Origin of the sequence: Klebsiella sp. K-3 (genome assembly GCF_051207495.1) — a bacterium.
Classification (GTDB): Bacteria; Pseudomonadota; Gammaproteobacteria; order Enterobacterales; family Enterobacteriaceae; genus Klebsiella; species Klebsiella aerogenes.
In genome coordinates this window covers 202,630-224,671 of record NZ_JBPNXF010000006.1, presented here as the reverse complement: position 1 = coordinate 224,671, position 22,042 = coordinate 202,630, and the positions used below count along the sequence as shown (strand labels likewise).

Below are 22,042 nucleotides of genomic sequence, written 5' to 3'. Positions count from 1 at the left end.
CATGAGTTCACCTACTGAAATCATTTTTCTGATAGCACAATGTGAAGTCAACTTCTTACCAGGCAAACTTTGTTTATCAACAGTTGATAAACCATATAAACTATACACTTTGTTAATTATCCCTGTTCGCCAATAATGGCGCCTCATTTAACGATCTCGTTATGGCGAGGCTCCTGCATAAATACAAGTTACCGCCCTGTTGGTATCGAGAGAGACCACTCAGGGAAATACAGGCTTCCATCGAATCAAGGTGTTGCCAAGGTAACTTCTGGCGGTCATAACCGTTCAGATACGTTATGCAGTGCTAAAACCAGGACGTAGGGATCTGCCTGCGCTAACCCTGTCTTGTTCGCCCCTATGAGTGATTTTTTATAGGGATTTTAATCATGTCTTCCATTCAACTCTGCGCCGCGCATCAGGCGACCTCTGGCTTCGACGGCGATGCGATCGCCCAGTACATGCGTACCGACTTTATTACGCTGCAGGAACATTTCAGCGTCCATGAGGCGCGTGAACACTTTATCTCGCAGCTCGCCAGCGACGATATCCCCGGCCAGGTATTTGTCGTCGCCGGTAACAAGCTGCGCGGCAGCTTATCAGTCAAAAAACTATTGCAGGAGGTAGAGGTAGGCCAGTCTATTCGCTACCTGATGGACAGCTGTCTGTTCCGCGTTAAACCCGACGATGAGCGCCCTCAGGTCATTGCCGAACTCACCGAGCGCGGCCTCGATCTGGTGCCGGTTGTCGATAAAGGCGAGCTGGTCGGCTGCCTGATGGAAAAGGAGATAGCCCATCTGCTGGAGGATGACGTCACCGAAGACGCCCAGCTGCAGGGGGCGACGCTACCGCTGGAAAAACCGTATCTGGAAATCAGTCCGTGGACGCTGTGGAAGAAACGCTCGGTCTGGCTATTGCTGCTGTTTGTAGCCGAAGCCTACACCAGCAGCGTGCTGCAGCATTTTGAAGAGGCGCTGGAATCGGCCATCGCGCTGGCCTTCTTCATCCCGTTACTGATCGGCACCGGCGGCAACAGCGGAACTCAGATTACCTCAACGCTGGTGCGTTCGATGGCGTTGGGCGAAGTCCGCTTACGTGACATGGGACGGGTTATCCGCAAAGAGGTGTCGACCTCGTTTCTGATTGCCCTGACCCTGGGTCTGGCGGGCTGCCTGCGCGCCTGGATGATGGGGATTGGCATGGAAATCACGCTGATCGTCAGCCTGACGCTGGTCTGTATTACCCTGTGGAGCGCGGTGGTGTCTTCGGTTATTCCGATGTTGCTTAAGCGGATCGGTATCGACCCGGCGGTGGTTTCCGCGCCGTTTATCGCCACGCTAATTGATGGCACTGGATTAATTATCTATTTCAAAATCGCCCAGTATTTTCTTGGGTTGAACTGATCGAAACAGCCCGGGTGCCAAGGTGCCCCGGGCTCTCTGATTAAGCTTCCGCCAGCGCCTGCGCGCAGGCCCAGGCGCTTGACCACGCCCACTGGAAGTTATAGCCGCCAAGCCAGCCGGTGACGTCCATCACTTCACCGATAAAGTAAAGCCCCGGCGCTTTGCGCGCCTCCATGGTGCGTGACGAAAGTTCGTTGGTATCCACACCGCCGAGCGTCACTTCAGCAGTACGATAACCTTCAGTGCCGTTCGGCTGCACGCGCCAGGCAGTTAACGTCTCCACCAGCGTCTGCCGATCGCGAACGTTCAGTTGCTTCAGTGTCACATCAGGTATCTGCCCAAGCTGCTGTAAACATTCGACCAGCCGCTTCGGCAACTGCATCGCAAGGGTGTTTTTCAGGCTTTGGTTCGGATGATCGCCCCGCTGCTCGTTGAGGAATGCCTCAAGATCGCAGTCCGGCAGCAGGTTGACGGTGACAAACTCACCGGGCTGCCAGTAGCTGGAAATCTGCAGCACCGCCGGGCCGGAAAGGCCGCGATGGGTAAACAGCAAATTTTCGCGGAACAGCGTACCGTTCTCGGCGGTAATGGTAGCTGGCACCGAAACGCCGGAAAGCACCTGCAGCTGTTCAAGCAGCGGTTTATGCAGAGTAAATGGCACCAGCCCGGCGCGGGTTGGCAGCACCTTCAGGCCGAACTGCTCAGCCACCTTGTAACCAAACGGCGATGCGCCCAGCCCCGGCATCGACAGACCGCCGGAGGCGATTACCAGCTTCTTCGCCGCCAGCGTTTCGCCGTTCACCTGTAGCCGGTAGCCTTGTTCATCGCGTTCGACGCTGAGAATTTCGCTGCGCAGACGGATCTGTACGCCGCCTTTTTCACATTCAGACAACAGCAGGTTGACGATTTGCTCCGCTGAATCATCGCAAAACAGCTGACCTAAGGTCTTCTCATGCCAGGCGATGCCATATTTGCCAACCAGCTCGATAAAGTCCCACTGGGTGTAGCGCGCCAGCGCAGATTTGCAAAAATGCGGGTTTTGGCTGAGATACGCCGCGGGCTCGACATACATGTTGGTAAAGTTGCAGCGGCCACCGCCGGACATCAGGATTTTGCGCCCCGGCTTTTTGCCATTATCGAGCAGCAGTACACTGCAGCCCAACTGCCCCGCCTGCGCCGCACAAAACATTCCCGCCGCACCGGCGCCGATCACAATGGCATCAAACCTTTCCACTCAATTTTCCTCATTCCCGAATTGTCGGGAATTGTAAATATTTCACTCTGGTCACACCAGCACGAAAAAAACAACATTCAGTTACGTCTTTGAAAGATATAGGATTACTCCCAACCGGGTAGAAACCAAACAGGAAGAAAATCAAAAAAAGTCTATATTTCACTTTGCCCGCGCCGCTAAAGTCACTGATAATGCGCCGCGTTCATGTCCTCAAAATGGCGTAACGTCCTATGCTACATTTATTTGCCGGTCTGGATTTACATACCGGACTATTATTATTGCTTGCTTTAGCTTTTGTACTGTTTTACGAAGCGATTAACGGTTTTCATGATACCGCAAACGCTGTTGCAACGGTGATCTACACTCGCGCAATGCGGTCGCAGCTTGCTGTTGCGATGGCGGCACTCTTCAACTTTTTCGGCGTTCTGCTGGGCGGTCTCAGCGTAGCCTATGCCATCGTGCATATGCTGCCAACGGACCTGCTGCTTAACATGGGTTCCGCACATGGCCTCGCCATGGTGTTCTCTATGCTGCTGGCGGCAATCATCTGGAACCTCGGAACCTGGTATTTCGGCCTCCCGGCCTCCAGTTCTCACACCCTGATTGGCGCCATCATCGGTATTGGTTTAACCAATGCGCTGATGACCGGTACTTCAGTGGTTGATGCGCTGAATATCCCGAAAGTCATCGGCATTTTTGCCTCGCTTATCGTCTCGCCGATCGTTGGCCTGGTGGTAGCGGGCGGCCTGATTTTCATTCTGCGTCGTTACTGGAGCGGTACCAAAAAACGCGCTCGTATCCACCTGACCCCAGCGGAACGCGAAAAGAAAGACGGTAAGAAAAAACCGCCGTTCTGGACCCGTATCGCGCTGATCCTGTCCGCTATTGGCGTGTCGTTCTCGCACGGCGCCAACGATGGGCAGAAAGGCATTGGTCTGGTCATGCTGGTACTGATTGGCGTCGCGCCGGCGGGCTTCGTGGTCAACATGAACGCGTCAGGTTACGAAATCACTCGTACCCGCGATGCGGTCAACAACGTGGAAACCTTCTTCCAACAGCGTCCTGAGCTGCTGAAGAAAGCCACCGGCGTTGATCAACTGGTTCCGTCACCGGAAACCAACACCGCGGCCAACGGCGAGTTTCACTGCCATCCGGCGAACACCATCAACGCGCTTGACCGCGTGAAGACGATGCTCACCGGAACGGAAAGCTACGATTCGCTGTCAGTGGATCAGCGCGGCCAGCTGCGTCGTATTATGCTCTGCATCTCCGACACCACCGACAAAGTGGCCAAACTGCCGGATGTGAGCTCTGACGACCAGCGCCTGCTGAAGAAACTGAAAACCGATATGCTGAGCACCATCGAGTACGCGCCAATCTGGATCATTATGGCGGTCGCGCTGGCGCTGGGTATTGGTACCATGATCGGCTGGCGCCGCGTGGCGACCACTATCGGCGAGAAGATTGGTAAGAAGGGTATGACCTACGCGCAAGGTATGTCCGCCCAGATGACCGCAGCGGTGTCTATCGGCCTTGCCAGCTACACCGGGATGCCGGTTTCCACCACCCACGTGCTCTCTTCCTCGGTTGCGGGGACAATGCTCGTTGATGGCGGCGGTCTGCAGAAGAAAACCGTCACCAGCATTCTGATGGCATGGGTACTCACCCTGCCGGCAGCCATTTTGCTGTCAGGCGTGCTGTACTGGCTGGCTCTGAAGCTTATCTAAGCAGTAGTCTGCGAAAAATGGGTCAGGAAACTGGCCCATTTTTTTTGCCGTCTATTCAGCGCAGCTCAATGCCAGATAAGCAGCGCAATCATACTCACCAGCACCAGACCACATAGCGCGCTGGTCAGGATGAACTGCCGGCGAACACGCTCACAGCGACGAATAAACTCGTCATCATGATGATCGCGATATCGTTGGGCATAGATATACCAAACCAGCCGCATTTGTTTACTGGGCTGCCCATGCGAGGTGAAAAAACCTCCGCCATCAACATATTGATAGAGCAAGGGATCGCAACCACGTAGCACAACCAATAATGCACGCAACGATGAGAAGTAGCGTGCCATATTCACCACACAAACGATACACAGGGCCCAAAACAGCGCAACAGTGCTGATCATACTTCCTCCCCGGCGACCCATCCACGGAGATCCCTCCGGGACTACCGCTCCCCAATATCATCCAACCCACCGTACAGTAAAAGAGTGCGATTCCGGTCACGTTTATTTATCCGACCGGCTCATTAAATAGTGTAGGAGATCAGTTAATTTTTTTACCACAAGGTTAATCGTTATCAATACGTAAGACGGAATAATTTGTTTAACTAACGGTGAACCAGGTGCATTGACGGAGTGCGAGGGGCGCTATATTGTAGAAATTATCTTCTACAATTAAGTCCTTAAAGGCTTACCCCCCGCGAATCTAGCTTGCAGGACGCGGGCGAATCGACAGCACAGGCTGTCTGGTCCAACGGTCATCGACAACTTATGGAAGGAGTAACACTATGGCTTACAAACACATTCTTATTGCAGTAGACCTATCACCGGAAAGCAAAGTGCTGGTAGAGAAAGCGGTTTCTATGGCGCGTCCCTACAATGCGAAAGTTTCCCTGATTCACGTGGATGTGAATTACTCCGACCTCTACACCGGTCTTATCGATGTCAATCTGGGCGACATGCAGAAACGCATCTCTGAAGAGACGCACCACGCGCTGACCGAGCTTTCCACCAACGCCGGCTACCCGATTACCGAAACCCTGAGCGGCAGCGGCGATCTTGGCCAGGTGCTGGTCGACGCGATTAAAAAATATGATATGGACCTGGTGGTCTGCGGTCACCATCAGGACTTCTGGAGCAAGCTGATGTCCTCCGCGCGTCAGCTGATCAACACCGTTCACGTTGATATGCTGATCGTACCGCTGCGCGACGAAGAAGACGAATAATCGCTTTTCCTCGCCAGCCAACGCCCGCGCCTGCGGGCGTTTTTGTTTTTATGCTGCATCCCGCCTGAACCCCATTGACCCCATCAGGATATCAATCCAGATAATTAATATCGGTTAGTGTGATCAACCATTTATTAGAATTAATATCTATATAATAATCTATACATTCAGCCAATGGCCGAATCATTATGGGCCATCAGACTTTTTCGGCGCGTTTTGGCAGACGCGTTCATACTTTTTGGGATAGCACTAAAAGGCGAAGGAATATGAAAACAACTGCACCTACGGGTTTGCTACAGCAACCCCGTCCGTTCTTCATGATTTTTTTTGTAGAGTTATGGGAGCGTTTTGGCTATTACGGCGTCCAGGGCATCCTGGCGGTGTTCTTTGTTAAACAGCTTGGTTTCTCTCAAGAACAGGCATTTATCACCTTTGGCGCCTTTGCGGCGCTGGTCTACGGCCTCATTTCCATCGGCGGCTATGTCGGTGACCATCTGCTTGGAACCAAACGCACGCTGGTGCTCGGCGCCATCGTGTTGGCAATCGGCTATTTTATGACCGGTCTGTCGCTGCTCAAACCCGACCTTATCTTTATCGCGCTTGGCACGATCGCCGTCGGCAACGGGCTATTTAAAGCCAATCCAGCAAGCCTGCTATCAAAATGCTATCCGCCGAAAGACGCCCGTCTCGACGGCGCCTTCACCCTGTTTTATATGTCGATTAACATCGGTTCGCTGCTGTCGCTGTCGCTGGCGCCGGTTATTGCCGATAAGTTCGGCTATGCGGTGACCTACAATCTGTGCGGCGCCGGGCTTATCGTCGCGCTGCTGGTCTACTTCGCCTGCCGCGGAATGGTGAAAGATATCGGTTCAACCCCGGATCATCAGCCGCTGAGTTTCCGTAATCTGCTGTATGTGCTGGTTGGCACCGTGGTGATGATTTTCCTCTGCGCCTGGCTGATGCATAACGTTAAAATCGCCAACCTGGTGCTGATTGTGCTGTCCATCGTGGTGACGATTTTCTTCTTCCGCGAAGCCTTCCGCCTCGATAAAACCGGCCGCAACAAGATGTTCGTCGCCTTCATCCTGATGCTCGAAGCGGTGGTGTTTTATATCCTGTACGCCCAGATGCCAACCTCGCTGAACTTCTTCGCCATCAATAACGTGCATCACGACATTCTCGGCATCGCGATTAACCCGGTGAGTTTCCAGGCGTTGAACCCGTTCTGGGTGGTGGTCGCCAGCCCGGTACTGGCGGCTATCTACACCCGTCTTGGCAACAAAGGTAAAGACCTGACCATGCCGATGAAATTCACTCTCGGCATGTTCCTCTGCGCGCTGGGCTTTCTGACCGCCGCCGCGGCCGGGATGTGGTTTGCCGACCCGCAGGGGCTCACCTCGCCATGGTTTATCGTGCTGGTTTATCTGTTCCAGAGTCTCGGCGAACTGCTGATTAGCGCCCTGGGACTGGCGATGGTCGCCGCGCTGGTTCCGCAGCGGCTGATGGGCTTTATTCTGGGGATGTGGTTCCTGACACAGGCCGCCGCGTTCCTGATGGGCGGCTATGTCGCGACCTTCACCGCGGTGCCGGAAAATATAACCGACCCGCTGCAGACGCTGCCGATCTACACCAACGTGTTTAGTAAAATTGGCCTCGTGACCCTGGCGGTGACGGTGGTGATGGCCTTTATGGTGCCGTGGCTGAACCGGATGATCAATACCCCGGCCAGCGCCGAGTAACCCGTTAGCCGCCCCGGCGACAACCGCCGGGGCGCGCGGCCTAGTTCTTACGCGCCGCGATCCACTCCTGCACTTCAATCACAAACTCATCCGGCGCTTTACGGTACATCTTACGCGCCAGATCGAGGATAGTATGCTGGCCTAACGCCTCTTCCATTCGCTGCTGCGCCATATCCATGACCGCACGCACACCGCAAATACCTTCGCAGGCCCACTGCGGCGGCTGCTCATCAAACACCGCAAGACGCTGGCGGATCTCACGGCACTCGAAAATACGCTTTTCGCCATCAATAGCGTTGGCAACATCCAACACGGTGATGTGCTCAGCCGCTCTGGCAAGCTGAAAGCCGCCGCCTTTGCCTTCAATACTGCGCACCAGGCCCGCTTTCGATAGGCGGGTAAAAATCTTGGCCAGATAATCGTAGGGCACGTTTTGCAGCTCGGCGATTTCGCGCACGCTCATATCGCGGGCGTCGCCTTTGCTGTCCACCATACACATCAGGCTATGGATGCCGTACTCAACTCCGGAACTGTAAAATGCCATTCACTTATCTCAGCCAATATTAATCTGAGTTATTGTAGCTTTTCCCACCGCCTCATTCCAGATATCTGATATCTCCCCTCGCAAGACAAAAATTTAATTTATTATTTATCAGTATATTAAATAAAAACGCTGCTAAAGGATCCTCAGGATCGCGTGAGAGGCGTTGCTTTTCTTAACTACGACCAATAAAATCCGAGTAAATGAATCGTAGTTAACAGCGAGTGAAAAAAAGATGCGTAAACAAATCCTGATCGTAGGCGCCGGTTTTGCCGGGATGTGGGCGGCCCTGAGCGCCGCGCGTTTAGCGGAAAAAAATCAACAGCAGGCCGTTGATATCACAGTCATTGCGCCGCAGCCTGAGCTGCGCATTCGTCCTCGTTTCTACGAAAGCGACGTACCGTCGCTGGTTGCGCCACTACAGCCACTGTTCGATGCTACCGGGATCCGTTTTCTTCGTGGCAGCGTGTCGCAGATCCATCCTGCGGATAAAACGGTAACCTGGACCGATAGCAACGGCGAAAGCCACGCTCAGTACTGGGATCGTTTAGTCCTGGCGAGCGGTAGTCACGTCAACCGCGCGATGGTCACGGGCGCGGCACAGCACGCTTTCGACCTCGATCAGCTCGAAAGCGCTACGACGCTGGAAAACCACTTAATTGCTTTAGCACAGCGTCCGCAAAGCGATGCGCGCAACACCGTGGTAGTCTGCGGCGGCGGCTTTACCGGTATCGAGATGGCGATGGAATTACCGACCAAGCTGCGCGCGATCTTCGGCTCGAATTCTAAGACCAGAGTAGTCGTAGTTGAACGCGGTCCGCAGCCGGGCTCTCGATACAGCGATGCGCTGCGTGAAGTCATCATTCAGGCCTCAAAAGAACTGGGCGTCGAGTGGCTTGTGAATGCTGAAGTGGCAAGCGTCGATGCCGCTGGCGTGAACCTGAAAGACGGAAAGCGTATCGACTCGCAGACCGTGATTTGGACCGTCGGCGTGCAGGCGAATAATCTAACAGCGCAAATCGATGCGCCGCGCGACCGTCAAGGGCGTCTGCATGTCAACGCCGAACTACAGGTGGTGGGTTACGATGATATCTACGCGACCGGCGACGTGGCCTATGCCGCGACCGATGATAAGGGCAATCACGCCCTGATGACTTGCCAGCACGCTATCCTGCTCGGTAAATTCGCCGGTAATAACGCCGCCGCCGGCCTGCTGGGCGTCGCGCCGCTGCCCTATCGCCAGGAAACCTACGTTACCTGTCTGGATCTCGGCGCCTGGGGCGCGGTTTACACCGAGGGTTGGGATCAGCAGGTGAAACTGACGCGCGAAGAGGCAAAAAAGGTGAAGGTGTCGATCGTCAGCGAACTTATCTATCCGCCGAAGGCCGATAAGGCCGCCGCGTTTGAGATGGCCGATCCGCTGGCGCCGTTTGTTTAAATATTGCGGTTCCCGGCTTGCGCTACGCGAGCCGGGTGATATCACAATGGCGAAAAATTACGCCGGCGTACCGGCATAAATATCAAAACGATGTCCTTTGGTCACCACCGCGTTCGGCGTGGCGACATCCGCCAGCGGCGGCGCATAGTCCGGACGCTTCACCACCACTCGTTTGGTCGCCAGCTGTCGAGCAGGCGCCAACAGACCATCGGCGTCTAAATCCGGCCCCACCAGCGACTGAAATACCCGCATCTCTTTTTTGACCAGCGCGCTTTTCTGCTTATGGGGAAACATCGGATCCAGATAAACCACCTGCGGGCGCGGGGTGATATCGGTCAACGCATTGAGGCTGGAGGCATGAATCAGCTGTAAGCGCTCCTGCAGCCAGCCGCCGATCTCCGCATCGGCATAGCCACGTTTCAAACCATCGTCGAGCAGCGCGGCGACCACCGGATTACGCTCCAGCATCCGCACGCGACAGCCGACCGACGCCAGCACGAAGGCATCACGCCCCAGCCCGGCGGTAGCGTCGACAACATCCGGGAGATAATCGCCTTTAATGCCCACCGCTTTGGCTACCGCTTCACCGCGGCCGCCGCCAAACTTGCGCCGATGGGCCATCGCGCCGCCGACGAAATCGACAAAGATGCCGCCAAGCTTGGGTTCATCGCGCTTACGCAGCTCCAGATGCGCGTCCGTCAGCACCAGCGCCATCGGATTCTCAGCATCATGCTCCAGCCCCCAACGGGCGGCCAAAACAGATAAGGCGCCGTCACCGGCGCCTGTTTCATCAATTAAGCAGATCTTCACGTAGCAATCAGCCTTTAATCCCGTAATGCTCAAGCATCGCGTCCAACTGCGGCTCGCGCCCGCGGAAGCGTTTGAACAGCTCCATCGGCTCTTCGGAACCGCCGCGGCTCAGGATATTGTCGAGGAATGACTGACCGGTTTCACGGTTGAAAATCCCCTCTTCTTCGAAGCGTGAGAAGGCATCTGCCGCCAATACATCGGCCCACAGATAGCTGTAGTAGCCCGCGGCATAGCCACCCGCGAAGATATGGCTGAACGCATGCGGGAAGCGGCCCCAGGTTGGGCCCGGCACCACGGCGACCTGTTTTTTAATCTCGGCCAGCGTCTCGAGGATTTTCGCCCCCTGCTCCGGCGAATATTCCGCGTGTAGACGGAAATCGAACAAACCGAACTCCAGCTGGCGGAGAATAAACATCGCCGCCTGGTAGTTTTTCGCCGCCAGCATTTTCTCCAACAGCTCCTGCGGCAGCGGTTCACCGGTTTCGTAATGACCGGAGATAAAGGCCAGCGCTTCCGGCTCCCAGCACCAGTTTTCCATAAACTGGCTCGGCAGCTCGACCGCATCCCACGGCACCCCGCTGATGCCGGAAACGCCGGCGGTATCAATGCGGGTCAGCATATGATGCAGACCATGGCCGAACTCGTGGAACAGGGTGATCACTTCATCGTGCGTGAACAGCGCCGGTTTACCGTTTACCGGACGGTTGAAGTTACAGGTTAGATAAGCGACCGGTTTCTGCAGGGAACCATCCAGCTTACGCATCTGGCCGACGCAGTCATCCATCCAAGCCCCACCGCGTTTATGTTCGCGGGCATACAGGTCGAGATAGAAGCTGCCGCGCAGCTCGTTATTTTCGTCATACAGCTCGAAGAAACGCACTTCCGGATGCCACACATCGACATCGGTACGCTCTTTGGCAGTAATGCCATAAATGCGCTTAACCACTTCAAACAGGCCGTTAACGGCTTTGTTTTCCGGGAAATACGGGCGCAGCTGCTCATCGCTGATGCTGTAGAGATGCTGCTTCTGTTTTTCGCTGTAGTAAGCGATATCCCACGGCTGCAGTTCATCGACGCCAAACTCGGCTTTGGCGAAAGCACGCAGCTGAGCCAGCTCTTTCTCGCCCTGCGGACGCGCGCGTTTTGCGAGGTCGGTCAGGAAATCGAGCACCTGCTGCGGGTTTTCGGCCATTTTGGTGGCCAGAGATTTAAAGGCGTAGCTGTCAAAGCCCAGTAGTTGCGCCAGCTCGTGACGCAGCGCGAGGATCTCCGCCATCACCGGGCTGTTATCCCATTTACCGGCGTTCGGCCCCTGATCGGAGGCGCGGGTGGAATAGGCGCGATACATCTCTTCGCGCAGCGCCTGGTTATCGCAGTAGGTCATCACCGGCAGGTAGCTCGGAATATCCAGGGTCAGCAGATACCCTTCCTGCTCTTTCGCCTGCGCCTGGGCCTGAGCGGCGGCCAGCGCGCTTTCCGGCATGCCTGCGAGGTCGGCGACGTCGGTCACCAGCTTGTTCCAGCCCATGGTGGCATCAAGCACGTTGTTGCTGTACAGATTGCCAAGTTCAGAGAGGCGCGCGGCGATTTCGCCGTAGCGTTTCTGCGCTTCTGCCGGCAGGCCAATCCCGGATAATTCAAAATCGCGCAGCGCGTTATCGACCGCTTTTTTCTGCGCGGTATTCAAGGTGGCGTAGTTGTCGCCGTCGCGCAGGTCGCGGTAGGCTTTATACAGACCTTCATGCTGGCCGACCCAGGTGCTGTACTCGGAGAGCAGCGGCAGCGTCTGTTCGTAGGCTTCACGCAGCTCCGGGCTGTTTTTTACCGAATTCAAATGGCTGATTGGCGAGAAGATGCGTCCCAGCACATCGTCCACTTCCGCCAGCGGCTGGCAAAGATTTTCCCAGCTATACGGCGCGCCGTGCGCCACCGCGCTTTCCACCGCAGCCCGGCAATCATCCAGCGCTTTGGTGACCGCAGGGACCACGTGCTCCGGTTTGATTGCAGAAAATGGCGGCAATGAAAAAGGCGTCAGTAATGGATTGGTCATATGCGCTGTCCTGTTGAAGAGGGTGAATGAAGCGCGCGTTCCGGCGCTTTTGCATGAGATCTAGAATGGGGGATAGTTGCGGGAATTTCAATGACAGGCGGTGCGACAGCGGCAATCCTGGGCGAACTGCGGTAAACTGTCGGTTAACTTGTTTATTTCCGGAATCTCTGCATCCATGCTCAGTTATCGCCACAGCTTTCACGCAGGCAACCACGCCGACGTCCTCAAACACACCGTTCAGAGTTTGATCATTGAATCGCTGAAAGAGAAAGAAAAACCGTTTCTCTACCTGGACACCCATGCCGGCGCGGGCCGCTATCAACTGAGCGGCGAGCACGCCGAACGTACCGGCGAGTATCTTGAAGGCATCGCCCGTATCTGGCAGCAGGACGATCTGCCGACTGAGCTGGAACCTTATATTTCGGTCGTCGAGCACTTCAACCGCAGCGGCCAACTGCGTTACTACCCGGGTTCGCCGCTTATCGCGCGCCAGCTGCTGCGCGAGCAGGACAGCCTGCAGATGACCGAACTGCACCCGAGCGACTTCCCGCTGCTGCGCGCCGAGTTCCAGAAAGACAGCCGCGCGCGCGTCGATAAAGCCGATGGCTATCAGCAGCTGAAGGCCAAGCTGCCGCCGGTTTCCCGTCGCGGTCTGATTCTTATCGATCCGCCGTACGAAATTAAAACCGATTATCAGGCGGTGGTCACTGGGATCAACGAAGGTTATAAACGCTTCGCCACCGGCACCTACGCGCTGTGGTATCCGGTGGTGCTGCGCGCGCAGATCAAACGCATGATTAAAGATTTAGAAGCCACCGGTATTCGCAAAATTCTGCAAATCGAGCTGGCGGTGCGTCCGGACAGCGACCAGCGCGGCATGACCGCCTCCGGGATGATCGTCATCAACCCGCCATGGAAGCTGGAACAGCAGATGAATAACGTACTGCCGTGGCTGCACAGCAAACTGGTTCCAGCCGGTACCGGTCACGCGACCGTGAGTTGGATCGTACCGGAGTAATCGCAACCATCGGTGGAACCTTTTAAGCCTCGCGCTACAATCGCGGAAATTAACGATTAAGGACATATGGGCATGAGCAAACATTATGATTACCTCGCCATCGGCGGCGGCAGCGGCGGTATCGCCTCGATTAACCGTGCGGCGATGTACGGCCAGAAGTGCGCGCTGATTGAAGCCAAAGAGCTGGGCGGCACCTGCGTCAACGTCGGCTGCGTGCCGAAAAAAGTAATGTGGCATGCGGCGCAGATCCGCGAAGCAATCCACCTGTATGGCCCGGATTACGGTTTCGATACCACCATCAATCATTTCGACTGGGATAAGCTGGTCGCCAGCCGCAGCGCCTATATCGACCGTATTCATACCTCTTACGACAACGTGCTGGGTAAGAATAAAGTTGATGTTATCAAAGGGTTCGCGCGCTTTGTCGATGCCCATACCGTGGAAGTCAACGGCGAAACCATTACCGCCGATCATATCCTGATCGCCACCGGCGGCCGCCCGAGCCACCCGAACATTCCGGGTGTGGAATACGGTATTGATTCCGACGGTTTCTTCGAACTGCCGGCGCTGCCGAAGCGCGTAGCGGTAGTCGGCGCGGGCTATATTGCCGTTGAACTGGCCGGTGTGATTAACGGCCTCGGCGCCGAAACGCACCTGTTCGTGCGTAAACACGCGCCGCTGCGCAGCTTCGATCCGCTGATCGTTGAGACTCTGGTGGAAGTGATGAATGCCGAAGGCCCGCAGCTGCACACGAACGCAATTCCGAAGGCGGTAGTCAAGAATGCCGATGGCAGCCTGACTCTGGAGCTGGAAGATGGCCGCAGCCAGACCGTAGATTGCCTGATTTGGGCGATTGGCCGCGAACCGGCGACCGATAACTTCAACCTGGCGGCAACGGGCGTTAAAACCAACGATAAAGGCTACATCATCGTTGATAAGTTCCAGAACACCAACGTACCGGGCATCTACGCGGTGGGCGATAATACCGGCGCCGTTGAGCTGACGCCGGTCGCCGTGGCGGCAGGCCGTCGTCTGTCCGAACGCCTGTTTAACAACAAGCCGGAAGAGCACCTGGACTACAGCAACATCCCGACCGTGGTCTTCAGCCACCCGCCAATCGGCACCGTTGGCTTAACCGAGCCGCAGGCGCGCGAGCAGTACGGCGATGACGCCGTGAAGGTGTACAAATCGTCCTTCACCGCGATGTATACCGCCGTGACCTCTCACCGCCAGCCGTGCCGCATGAAGCTGGTCTGCGTCGGCCCGGAAGAGAAGATTGTCGGTATTCACGGTATCGGCTTCGGAATGGATGAGATGCTGCAGGGCTTTGCGGTAGCGCTGAAGATGGGCGCGACCAAAAAAGACTTCGACAACACCGTTGCCATTCACCCGACGGCAGCGGAAGAGTTTGTCACCATGCGTTAATCCGCGCAGCCCCGTCTCAGGACGGGGCTTCATTTTGACTCCGTCACCAGATTACGTAGGATCTGATGGCCGATGTAGTTACTCCAGTTAAAGCTGTTTTGCAGCACCACCACCGCATTCTGATTCGCTTTATCGAAGCCGATATAGCTCGAATAGCCGCCGATGTATCCCACCTGATAGGTCAATTGCTGCTGACCAAATGTGTCGGTCACCCAGGCAATGTTCGCTGCTTCAATTTGCCGCGGATAATAATCGACGCTAACGTCCCTGAATGCCTTATCGAGCACCGTCTGCCCCGTGGGCGCGAAGTGAGCGCGGGCATAATTAATCAGATCGGCGGCATCGCTGTACAAACTCGCCGCGCCAACCATGTTATTGGTGAACTGCCAGTCCGGCGTCAGCGCGCCGCGCGGTTTAAACTTCGGCTGATCGCCTGCGTGCCCCAGCGCCCGCCACGGATATTCGCGCAGCGTTTGCGGCAGAAAGCTGGTATTCCCCATCGCCAATGGTCGGAAGATCATCCGTGAAGCCAGCGTCTCAATCGATTCGCCGGTTTGGTATTTGAGAATATACCCCAGGATAGCAAAACCAAGATTGGAATAACCCGGCTCGCGCTCCAGCGGCGCATTGAAGTTGCTCAGATAGCTCAGCACGCCGTCGGCATCAAGTTCGTGATAAAAGTTTTCACCATTGTTGAGATACGCCAACAGATGCTCAAGCGACAGCATGTTCATCGGCTGACGCGGCAGCCCGGAGGTATGGGTGACCAGTTGCAGCAAGGTTATCTTGCGGGCGTCGTCGCTGAGCACGGTCCCCGGCGGCAGCAGGGTTTGCAGCGTATCGTTCCAGTGCAAACGCCCCTCGTTGACCAGCATCGTGACCACTTCAGCGGTCACGCCTTTACTTAAAGAGCCGAGGGCAAAAAGCGTTTGCGGGGTTATCGGGTAGCGTTGCTTTTCATCCGTCACGCCGAAGCAGTGAAACTCCGCCGGACCGTTGTGATGAATAATCGCCACTACCACGCCGCTGACCTGCTTCTCGCGCATGTAATGGCTGACGAAAGTATCGACGGAAAGCCGCTGCCCGTTATGCCCCACCAGGCTGGTTTCATTGCTGGGAGGGCTCATTTGCGACAGCGTGCCGGAGCAGCCTGAAACCAACAGTAATGCCAATAGCACAAGGCCTAACCGCTTGTTCAAACTTCACCTACCTGCCGCGCATTTTTGGGATGAGATAAAAAATAGACGCGGATCGTAGCGGCATTACCCGGCCAGCGCAAAGCGAATACGCTGAAAAATAAATAAGGCCGTCGGCACAGATAGCCGACGGCCCGGGCTTTATACCAATCCGGTGGCGTAGTAAATGCCGATAATGAAAAAGGCACCGAGGATTTTAAACAGCGTGATACCGAGAATCGGTTTATAGGCCTGGCGATGCGTCAGTCCGGTCACCGCCAGCAGAGTGATGATCGCGCCATTGTGCGGCAATGTATCCATGCCGCCCGCCGCCATCGACGCCACACGGTGCATCACTTCCAGCGGGATCCCCGCAGCATGCGCCGACTCCACAAAGCGGTCCGCCATCGCCGCCAGGGCAATACTCATTCCACCGGAGGATGAACCGGTGATCCCGGACAAAATATTGATCGTAATCGCCTGATTGAGTAAAGGATTTGGGATCGCTTTCAGCGCATCGGCCACCTGAACAAAGCCCGGCAGCGCGGCAATCACCCCGCCAAAACCATACTCTGATGCGGTATTCAGCGCCGCCAGCATCGCGCCGCCAACGGCGACTTTGCTACCGTCGGCCAGCTTACCCTTCAGGCTACGCCCGGCAAACAAGAAGATAGTGATAATTCCGCACAACAAGGCCGCCATCACCGCCCAAATCGCCACCATCTTCTTCACGTCGCTTTCCATCGGCGCTTTCAGTCCCGGCAGGTCAATCAGGAAATGGCTACCGTACGCCTGAGGGATAAGCCAGGTAAACAGCAGGTTGGCGACGCCGACGATAATCAACGGCAGCAGCGCGATCACCGGGTGCGGCAAGTTAAGGTCTGCCGGGGTTTCAGGTTCATTTACCAACTCGCTTCCATAACCTTCTCCCTTGCGCTGCGCTTTACGCCGCATCGCCTCCAGATATAACCAGCCGCCAATAGCCACAAACGCAGAGCCCAGTACCCCAAGCCAGGGCGCCGCCCAAGAGGTCGTACCGTAAAAGGTAGTCGGAATAATATTCTGAATCTGTGGCGAACCCGGTAGCGCATCCATCGTAAAAGTGAAGGCACCCAGCGCGATAGTCGCAGGCATTAGCCGTTTCGGAATTTGGCTCTGGCGGAACATCTCAGCGGCGAAGGGATAGACCGCAAATACCACCACGAATAACGAAACCCCACCATAGGTTAACAACGCGCAGACCAGAATAATCACCGGCATCGCCTTGTTTTGCCCCATCAGTCGGGTAACAGCACTTACGATTGAACGGGAAAATCCGGAAAACTCAATTAATTTCCCGAAGACCGCGCCGAGTAAAAAAACCGGGAAATAGAGTTTTACAAACCCTACCAGCTTATCCATGAAGATATCGCTGAATACCGGGGCAACAGCGGCTGGCTGGGTGAGTAATACGGCGCCGAGCGCAACCAAAGGGGCAAAAAGGATCACGCTATAGCCGCGATAGGCGGCGAGCATCAGCAATCCTAACGCCAGTAAGGCAATCAATACGTCCATAGGGTTATCCGTCAGCATGGCCGCCGCTTATTTCCTTGTTATCGGGCGGCCGATGTTAAGTTGGGGAGCGTATCCCGCTTCCCGTTTCAGACCTTACGGGTTATTCAGGAATCCCAGCGTAAGGAACGTCTTTATTGCCGTAGCGGCGCACGCGGACATTGGCCTGTTCACCGTGGCCGGAGAAACCTTCGAGGGCGCACAGACGCGAACAGTACTCGCCGATCCGCGCGGAGGCGCTATCGGTAAGAACCTTTTGATAGGTGCAGGTTTTGATGAACTTCCCAACCCACAGCCCTCCGGTATAACGCGCCGCTTTACGCGTCGGCAGGGTATGGTTGGTGCCGATAACCTTATCGCCATAAGCTACGTTCGTTCGCAGGCCCAGGAACAACGCGCCAAAGTTCTGCATATTTTCGAGGAACCAGTCCGGGTCGCAGGTCATTACCTGCACATGTTCGAACGCCAGCTCATTGGCGATTTTCAGCATTTCTTCCCGGTCTTCAGCCACAATGATTTCGCCAAACTTCGCCCACGACTGGCGCGCGATTTCCGCGGTGGGCAGCACCGCCAGCAGGCGTTCAATTTCCGCCAGCGTTTCGCGCGCCAGCGTTTCCGAGGTCGTCAACAAAATCGCCGGAGAATCAGGGCCATGCTCCGCCTGACCTAACAGGTCGGTGGCGCAGATTTCGCCATCCACGCTTTCATCGGCAATGACCAGGGTTTCCGTCGGCCCGGCGAACAGATCGATACCGACGCGGCCAAACAGCTGGCGCTTGGCTTCAGCGACAAAGGCGTTGCCCGGTCCTACCAGCATATCCACCGGGGCGATACTCTCGGTACCGACTGCCATCGCCGCCACGGCCTGAATACCGCCCAGGCAGTAGATTTCGTCGGCCCCCGCCATATGCTGCGCAACCACAATCGCCGGCGCCGGTTTACCGTTAAACGGCGGCGCACAGGTGACAATGCGCGGCACACCTGCGACTTTCGCGGTGATAATCGACATATGCGCCGACGCCAGCAGAGGGTATTTCCCGCCCGGCACGTAGCAGCCCGCCGCGCTGACCGGAATATTTTTGTGTCCCAGAATGACGCCCGGCAGCGTTTCAACCTCAATATCTTTCAGGCTGTCGCGTTGGTGCTGCGCGAAATTACGCACCTGCTCCTGAGCAAAGCGGATATCGGCAATATCGCGATCCGACAGCTGCGCATAGCAATCATCGATTTCCTGCTGCGACAGGCGGAAGTTTGCGCGATCGAGCTTATCGAACTTAATCGACAGCTCGCGCACCGCTGCGTCGCCGCGCGCTTCAATATCCGCCAGGATTTTCTCTACCGCTTCACGAACCGTACGGTCGTGAGATTTCACTGCTTCAGATTCCGCACCGCGCTTGAGCCAGATAGCCATAACTTGCCTCACTATAATGTTAATAAAATGCTAATGCATTCGAATTCACTTGCATCCTGGCGTGAATGAAATGTTATGTGAAGCAGTAATGCATTCGAATGCAACAGAGATCGCAAAATTAGTGACAGGGGGGAAGATTCACGCATAATGACGGGGCATGGGTCAGGAGAGGCAACGGAATGGCAGGTCAAAACAAACGAGCAGTCACCAGTTACGATGTCGCGAAAGCGGCTGGCGTCTCGCAGTCTGCGGTATCCCGCGCCTTTACCGAAGGAGCGAAAATCTCGCCAGCCACCAAAGAAAAGGTACGTAAGATCGCCGCCGAACTGGGCTATCGTCCGAGCTTTATCGCCCAGTCGCTGATCACCCGCCGCTCAACGCTTATTGGTATCGTCGTTCCGGGGTTGGTGAATCCCTTCTACGCCGCGGTGCTGGATGAACTGTCACAAGCGTTGAACCTGATGGGATACCGGGTACTGTTGTTTTCGACGTACCGTGATGATGACACTACCCCAATCATGGAAGAGATTCTGCGTCATCGTGTTGAAGCGCTAGTGCTGGTGTCCAATAGCCTTTCTTCACACTTTGCTCATGAATGCCAGCAGCTCGGCCTGCCGGTGCTGCTGCTCAACCGCAAAAACGACAGCCGATCGGTTTCCAGCGTCACCAGCGATAACCTGGCCGGCGGCGCCGCGATTGCCGATTTCCTGCTGGATCTCGGCCATCAGCAGCTGGCATTTGTTGCCGGTAGAGATACCTCCTCTACCAGCCGCGACCGGGAGACAGGCTTTCGACAGCGTCTGGAGGCCCGCGGCGCGCGCCCGATGCTGCGCGATAGCGGAATGTGGTCGATAGAAGAAGCGATGAACGCCACCCGCAGGCTGATGGCGCTACCAACGCCACCTGACGCGCTATTTTGCGCCAACGATATGATGGCCATCGCCGCCCTCAACGTGGTTGTCGGCGAAATGGGCATGAAGGCGGGCGAAGATATCTCCATCGTCGGGTTCGATGATATCGCCATGGCCAGCTGGCCGCTGATAAATTTAACCACCTGGGTCCAGCCGCTATCGGAAATGGTGGATACCGCCATCGCCGTGCTGAAAACGCAGCTGGGCGCGGTTGAAACCAGCGCCGTTCAGCATGTCCTGCAAGGGAAGCTTATCGTCAGGGGCAGTACCCGCCCGCAACGCTAAATCAGCGGCTACGCCACGCCGTTATTGCCGTGGCGCATAAATGCCGGACGCTGGTTAAGGGCCATATACCAGCGTTCGACGTTTGCCATCTCCGGGTGGGCGAACGGCGTCATTTTCCAGCGGTGCACCGAAAGCCCCAGCACGATATCCGCCAGCGTAAACGTCTCGCCGGTCAGCCACGCGCCGGTGCGCAGCAACTGGTTGTCGACAATCTGTACGCAGCGCGTCCACGCGGCAATACTCTCTTTAATCGCCGCCGGGTCCTGAAAACGCGGGTCTTTACGCACCAGCCCCGTGAAAGCGTAGCGCCAGGCGCTATTAAACTCCGTCGCCTGCCAGTCCATCCAGTGTTCTACCTGCGCCGCGGCACGTAACGCCGAGGGCAACAAATCCTCACGACCGGCCTTACGCGCCAGATAGCGGCAGATGCTGTTCGACTCCCAAAGGACAAAATCATCATCCACCAGCACCGGCACTAACGCATTCGGATTGAGCGCCAAAAATTCCGGCGTATCAAGCGGGCTATAGCCGCTGCCATAATCTTCCTGCTGATACTCGACCCCCGCCTCTTCGCAGGTCCAGAGCACCTTGCGCACGTTAATAGACGAGCGTTTACCCAAGATTCTTATCATCGTCAGCAACCCTTTTTCGTAATATGGCAGACATGAAGCTTGCCGGATAATGTGTATAGTGGATTGCAGAATAATTATCCACTACAGGTACTCTTACACATGGTCACTCCCTTCAACATCTTAACGCCGGGCAATATCCGCTTTGGCCGCGGGCAGGCCCGCAGCGCCGCGCCGTGGCTGGCGCAATATGATGCCCCGGTGCTGCTGGTTCACGGCGCGACCAAAAGCCGCGCTCAATTTTTACTGAGCGAACTGAGCGCATTGAATCTTCAGGTCAGCACTTTTGCTATCGCCAATGAACCCACGCTGGACGATATTGAACTCGGCGTACGGCTAGCGCGCGAGCGCGGCGTTGGCGCGGTGGTCAGCCTCGGCGGCGGCGCGGTCATTGATGCCGGTAAAGCCATTGCCGCGCTGGTCCCGGCAAGCGGGCCTGTCATCGACTATCTGGAAGTCGTCGGAACGGGGAGAATACTGGAAGCCAGCCCGCTACCGTTTGTCGCTATTCCCACAACATCCGGCACCGGCGCGGAGGTCACTAAAAACGCGGTCATCAACGTCCCGCTGCAGCAGCGCAAAGTCAGCCTGCGCGACGATCGCATGCTGCCGCAGCTGGCGATTGTCGATCCCGCTTTAACGGATAACGCCCCCCGCACCGTCACCCTCGGCTCCGGCCTTGATGCCTTAACTCAGGTTATCGAACCCTGGCTGTGCACCCGGGCGACGCCCTTCACCGATGCCCTGTGCCGGGAGGCGATCCCCCGCGGCATCGCCGCGTTAAAAACGCTGATGGAAAAAGAGTGTGCCGACAGCCGCGACGAGCTGGCTTGGGTCAGCCTGTGCGGCGGACTGGCGCTGGCCAACGCCGGGCTGGGCGTGGTTCACGGTCTTGCGGGGCCGCTTGGCGGGCTAAGCGATGCCTCCCACGGCGCGCTCTGTGGCTGCCTGCTGCCCTTTGGTCTGGAACTCAATGAGTCACAGGTAACCAATCCGGCGCTGCGCCAGCGATTCCTCGACGTGCGCCAGTGGATCGCCGCCGGACTTGGCGTCTCGCCGGATGACGCCTGGCAAAGCCTGCGCGAATGGAGCCAGCGCTCGGGGCTCGGCAATTTACGCGACCTCGGCGTGCCGCGCGAAGCGCTGGAACCCGCCGCGCTGGCGGCCAGTAGTTCATCGTCGATGAAAGCCAATCCGGTCACGCTGGATTCAGAGCAACTGCTGGAGATGCTGGAAGCCGCCTGGGAGTAAACGAGCCAACCGCCTGCGTTTACCGGGGCGGTTCAAATTTTGTTGCATAATGAATGCTCCGAATTTCGTTTTCGCGCATTCACGATAACGGTAAATATTCACCCTTTAATTTCAAAGACCTGCTCTTCTTCTCCGCCGTTTTTTCTTAGCGAAAAGCGTGACGTGACGCACAGTTTATCTTCCGCAGACCGAAGCGAGTGTCTACGCTTATTAGAGAGCCCGGGC

The 22,042-nt window shown here is 56.2% G+C and carries 17 protein-coding genes, 1 pseudogene and 1 riboswitch; of the genes and pseudogenes, 9 read left to right on the top strand and 9 right to left on the bottom strand.

Translation table 11 applies throughout. The annotated features are described in order from the left end of the window. Positions 1-148: 148 nt before the first annotated feature. Positions 149-330, top strand: a riboswitch (M-box (ykoK) riboswitch). 56 nt (positions 331-386) lie between these two features. Beyond that, positions 387-1,400 (top strand): magnesium transporter, encoded by a 1,014-nt coding sequence (locus ACSEMK_RS11545; protein WP_045397141.1) that lies wholly within the window; start codon positions 387-389, stop codon positions 1,398-1,400. 40 nt (positions 1,401-1,440) lie between these two features. Here ACSEMK_RS11545 and ACSEMK_RS11540 read toward each other — a convergent pair whose 3' ends face one another. Then, positions 1,441-2,634: an NAD(P)/FAD-dependent oxidoreductase gene (locus tag ACSEMK_RS11540; RefSeq protein WP_113373991.1), complete on the bottom strand. Its 1,194-nt coding sequence runs from the start codon at positions 2,632-2,634 to the stop codon at positions 1,441-1,443. A 230-nt stretch (positions 2,635-2,864) separates the two neighbouring features. Between ACSEMK_RS11540 and pitA the strand changes: the two genes are divergently transcribed. Continuing rightward, positions 2,865-4,361 (top strand): inorganic phosphate transporter PitA, encoded by a 1,497-nt coding sequence (gene pitA, locus ACSEMK_RS11535; RefSeq protein ID WP_045397146.1) that lies wholly within the window; start codon positions 2,865-2,867, stop codon positions 4,359-4,361. A 65-nt stretch (positions 4,362-4,426) separates the two neighbouring features. Here the strand turns inward: pitA and uspB are convergent, their stop codons facing one another. Further along, positions 4,427-4,762, bottom strand: coding sequence for a universal stress protein UspB (gene uspB / locus ACSEMK_RS11530; protein ID WP_015703743.1), 336 nt, complete (start codon positions 4,760-4,762; stop codon positions 4,427-4,429). Positions 4,763-5,145: 383 nt separating this feature from the next. Here uspB and uspA point away from each other — a divergent pair, with 383 nt between their 5' ends. Beyond that, positions 5,146-5,583: a universal stress protein UspA gene (gene uspA / locus ACSEMK_RS11525; RefSeq protein ID WP_004145166.1), complete on the top strand. Its 438-nt coding sequence runs from the start codon at positions 5,146-5,148 to the stop codon at positions 5,581-5,583. 266 nt (positions 5,584-5,849) lie between these two features. Further along, positions 5,850-7,322, top strand: coding sequence for a dipeptide/tripeptide permease DtpB (gene dtpB, locus ACSEMK_RS11520; RefSeq protein ID WP_020077742.1), 1,473 nt, complete (start codon positions 5,850-5,852; stop codon positions 7,320-7,322). Positions 7,323-7,362: 40 nt separating this feature from the next. Here the strand turns inward: dtpB and ACSEMK_RS11515 are convergent, their stop codons facing one another. Next, positions 7,363-7,866 (bottom strand): RrF2 family transcriptional regulator, encoded by a 504-nt coding sequence (locus ACSEMK_RS11515; protein WP_015369269.1) that lies wholly within the window; start codon positions 7,864-7,866, stop codon positions 7,363-7,365. Positions 7,867-8,098: 232 nt separating this feature from the next. On the opposite strand from ACSEMK_RS11515, the gene ACSEMK_RS11510 reads away from it, so the two are divergent. After that, positions 8,099-9,301, top strand: coding sequence for an NAD(P)/FAD-dependent oxidoreductase (locus ACSEMK_RS11510; RefSeq protein WP_430914903.1), 1,203 nt, complete (start codon positions 8,099-8,101; stop codon positions 9,299-9,301). Between the two features lie 57 nt (positions 9,302-9,358). Here the strand turns inward: ACSEMK_RS11510 and rsmJ are convergent, their stop codons facing one another. Together rsmJ and prlC are read right to left on the bottom strand one after the other, a co-directional pair. Beyond that, positions 9,359-10,111 carry a 16S rRNA (guanine(1516)-N(2))-methyltransferase RsmJ gene (gene rsmJ / locus ACSEMK_RS11505; RefSeq protein ID WP_049052009.1) on the bottom strand — a complete coding sequence of 251 codons (753 nt, stop codon included), beginning with the start codon at positions 10,109-10,111 and terminating at the stop codon, positions 9,359-9,361. A 7-nt stretch (positions 10,112-10,118) separates the two neighbouring features. Then, positions 10,119-12,161: an oligopeptidase A gene (gene prlC / locus ACSEMK_RS11500; protein ID WP_015369266.1), complete on the bottom strand. Its 2,043-nt coding sequence runs from the start codon at positions 12,159-12,161 to the stop codon at positions 10,119-10,121. Between the two features lie 175 nt (positions 12,162-12,336). Between prlC and ACSEMK_RS11495 the strand changes: the two genes are divergently transcribed. Together ACSEMK_RS11495 and gorA are read left to right on the top strand one after the other, a co-directional pair. Further along, entirely contained in the window at positions 12,337-13,179 is an 843-nt protein-coding gene (locus ACSEMK_RS11495; RefSeq protein ID WP_015703746.1) for a 23S rRNA (adenine(2030)-N(6))-methyltransferase RlmJ, read from the top strand. Between the two features lie 72 nt (positions 13,180-13,251). After that, complete coding sequence (gene gorA, locus ACSEMK_RS11490) at positions 13,252-14,604, top strand: glutathione-disulfide reductase (protein WP_045359206.1); 1,353 nt, start codon at positions 13,252-13,254, stop codon at positions 14,602-14,604. A gap of 29 nt (positions 14,605-14,633) precedes the next feature. Here the strand turns inward: gorA and ACSEMK_RS11485 are convergent, their stop codons facing one another. The 3 genes and pseudogenes from ACSEMK_RS11485 to hisD form a co-directional block, all read right to left on the bottom strand. After that, positions 14,634-15,731, bottom strand: coding sequence for a serine hydrolase domain-containing protein (locus tag ACSEMK_RS11485; RefSeq protein ID WP_430914945.1), 1,098 nt, complete (start codon positions 15,729-15,731; stop codon positions 14,634-14,636). 1,236 nt (positions 15,732-16,967) lie between these two features. Continuing rightward, positions 16,968-17,333 (bottom strand): annotated as a pseudogene (locus ACSEMK_RS11480) (GntP family permease); the annotation flags it as partial. Positions 17,334-17,433: 100 nt separating this feature from the next. Next, entirely contained in the window at positions 17,434-18,741 is a 1,308-nt protein-coding gene (hisD, locus tag ACSEMK_RS11475; protein ID WP_435336517.1) for a histidinol dehydrogenase, read from the bottom strand. 179 nt (positions 18,742-18,920) lie between these two features. Between hisD and ACSEMK_RS11470 the strand changes: the two genes are divergently transcribed. Continuing rightward, positions 18,921-19,937 carry a LacI family DNA-binding transcriptional regulator gene (locus ACSEMK_RS11470; RefSeq protein ID WP_430914904.1) on the top strand — a complete coding sequence of 339 codons (1,017 nt, stop codon included), beginning with the start codon at positions 18,921-18,923 and terminating at the stop codon, positions 19,935-19,937. Between the two features lie 8 nt (positions 19,938-19,945). Here the strand turns inward: ACSEMK_RS11470 and ACSEMK_RS11465 are convergent, their stop codons facing one another. Then, positions 19,946-20,569 carry a glutathione S-transferase family protein gene (locus ACSEMK_RS11465; protein WP_113373995.1) on the bottom strand — a complete coding sequence of 208 codons (624 nt, stop codon included), beginning with the start codon at positions 20,567-20,569 and terminating at the stop codon, positions 19,946-19,948. Positions 20,570-20,668: 99 nt separating this feature from the next. Here ACSEMK_RS11465 and ACSEMK_RS11460 point away from each other — a divergent pair, with 99 nt between their 5' ends. Beyond that, complete coding sequence (locus ACSEMK_RS11460) at positions 20,669-21,817, top strand: iron-containing alcohol dehydrogenase (protein ID WP_430914905.1); 1,149 nt, start codon at positions 20,669-20,671, stop codon at positions 21,815-21,817. Positions 21,818-22,042: the final 225 nt, after the last annotated feature.

Coding starts and splice junctions, on each gene's coding strand:
- ACSEMK_RS11545 (WP_045397141.1), top strand. CDS start 387: ATGTCTTCCATTCAACTCTGCGCCGCGCATCAGGCGACCTCTGGCTTC.
- pitA (WP_045397146.1), top strand. CDS start 2,865: ATGCTACATTTATTTGCCGGTCTGGATTTACATACCGGACTATTATTA.
- uspB (WP_015703743.1), bottom strand. CDS start 4,762: ATGATCAGCACTGTTGCGCTGTTTTGGGCCCTGTGTATCGTTTGTGTG.
- uspA (WP_004145166.1), top strand. CDS start 5,146: ATGGCTTACAAACACATTCTTATTGCAGTAGACCTATCACCGGAAAGC.
- dtpB (WP_020077742.1), top strand. CDS start 5,850: ATGAAAACAACTGCACCTACGGGTTTGCTACAGCAACCCCGTCCGTTC.
- ACSEMK_RS11515 (WP_015369269.1), bottom strand. CDS start 7,866: ATGGCATTTTACAGTTCCGGAGTTGAGTACGGCATCCATAGCCTGATG.
- ACSEMK_RS11510 (WP_430914903.1), top strand. CDS start 8,099: ATGCGTAAACAAATCCTGATCGTAGGCGCCGGTTTTGCCGGGATGTGG.
- prlC (WP_015369266.1), bottom strand. CDS start 12,161: ATGACCAATCCATTACTGACGCCTTTTTCATTGCCGCCATTTTCTGCA.
- ACSEMK_RS11495 (WP_015703746.1), top strand. CDS start 12,337: ATGCTCAGTTATCGCCACAGCTTTCACGCAGGCAACCACGCCGACGTC.
- gorA (WP_045359206.1), top strand. CDS start 13,252: ATGAGCAAACATTATGATTACCTCGCCATCGGCGGCGGCAGCGGCGGT.
- ACSEMK_RS11485 (WP_430914945.1), bottom strand. CDS start 15,731: ATGAGCCCTCCCAGCAATGAAACCAGCCTGGTGGGGCATAACGGGCAG.
- hisD (WP_435336517.1), bottom strand. CDS start 18,741: ATGGCTATCTGGCTCAAGCGCGGTGCGGAATCTGAAGCAGTGAAATCT.
- ACSEMK_RS11470 (WP_430914904.1), top strand. CDS start 18,921: ATGGCAGGTCAAAACAAACGAGCAGTCACCAGTTACGATGTCGCGAAA.
- ACSEMK_RS11465 (WP_113373995.1), bottom strand. CDS start 20,569: ATGATAAGAATCTTGGGTAAACGCTCGTCTATTAACGTGCGCAAGGTG.
- ACSEMK_RS11460 (WP_430914905.1), top strand. CDS start 20,669: ATGGTCACTCCCTTCAACATCTTAACGCCGGGCAATATCCGCTTTGGC.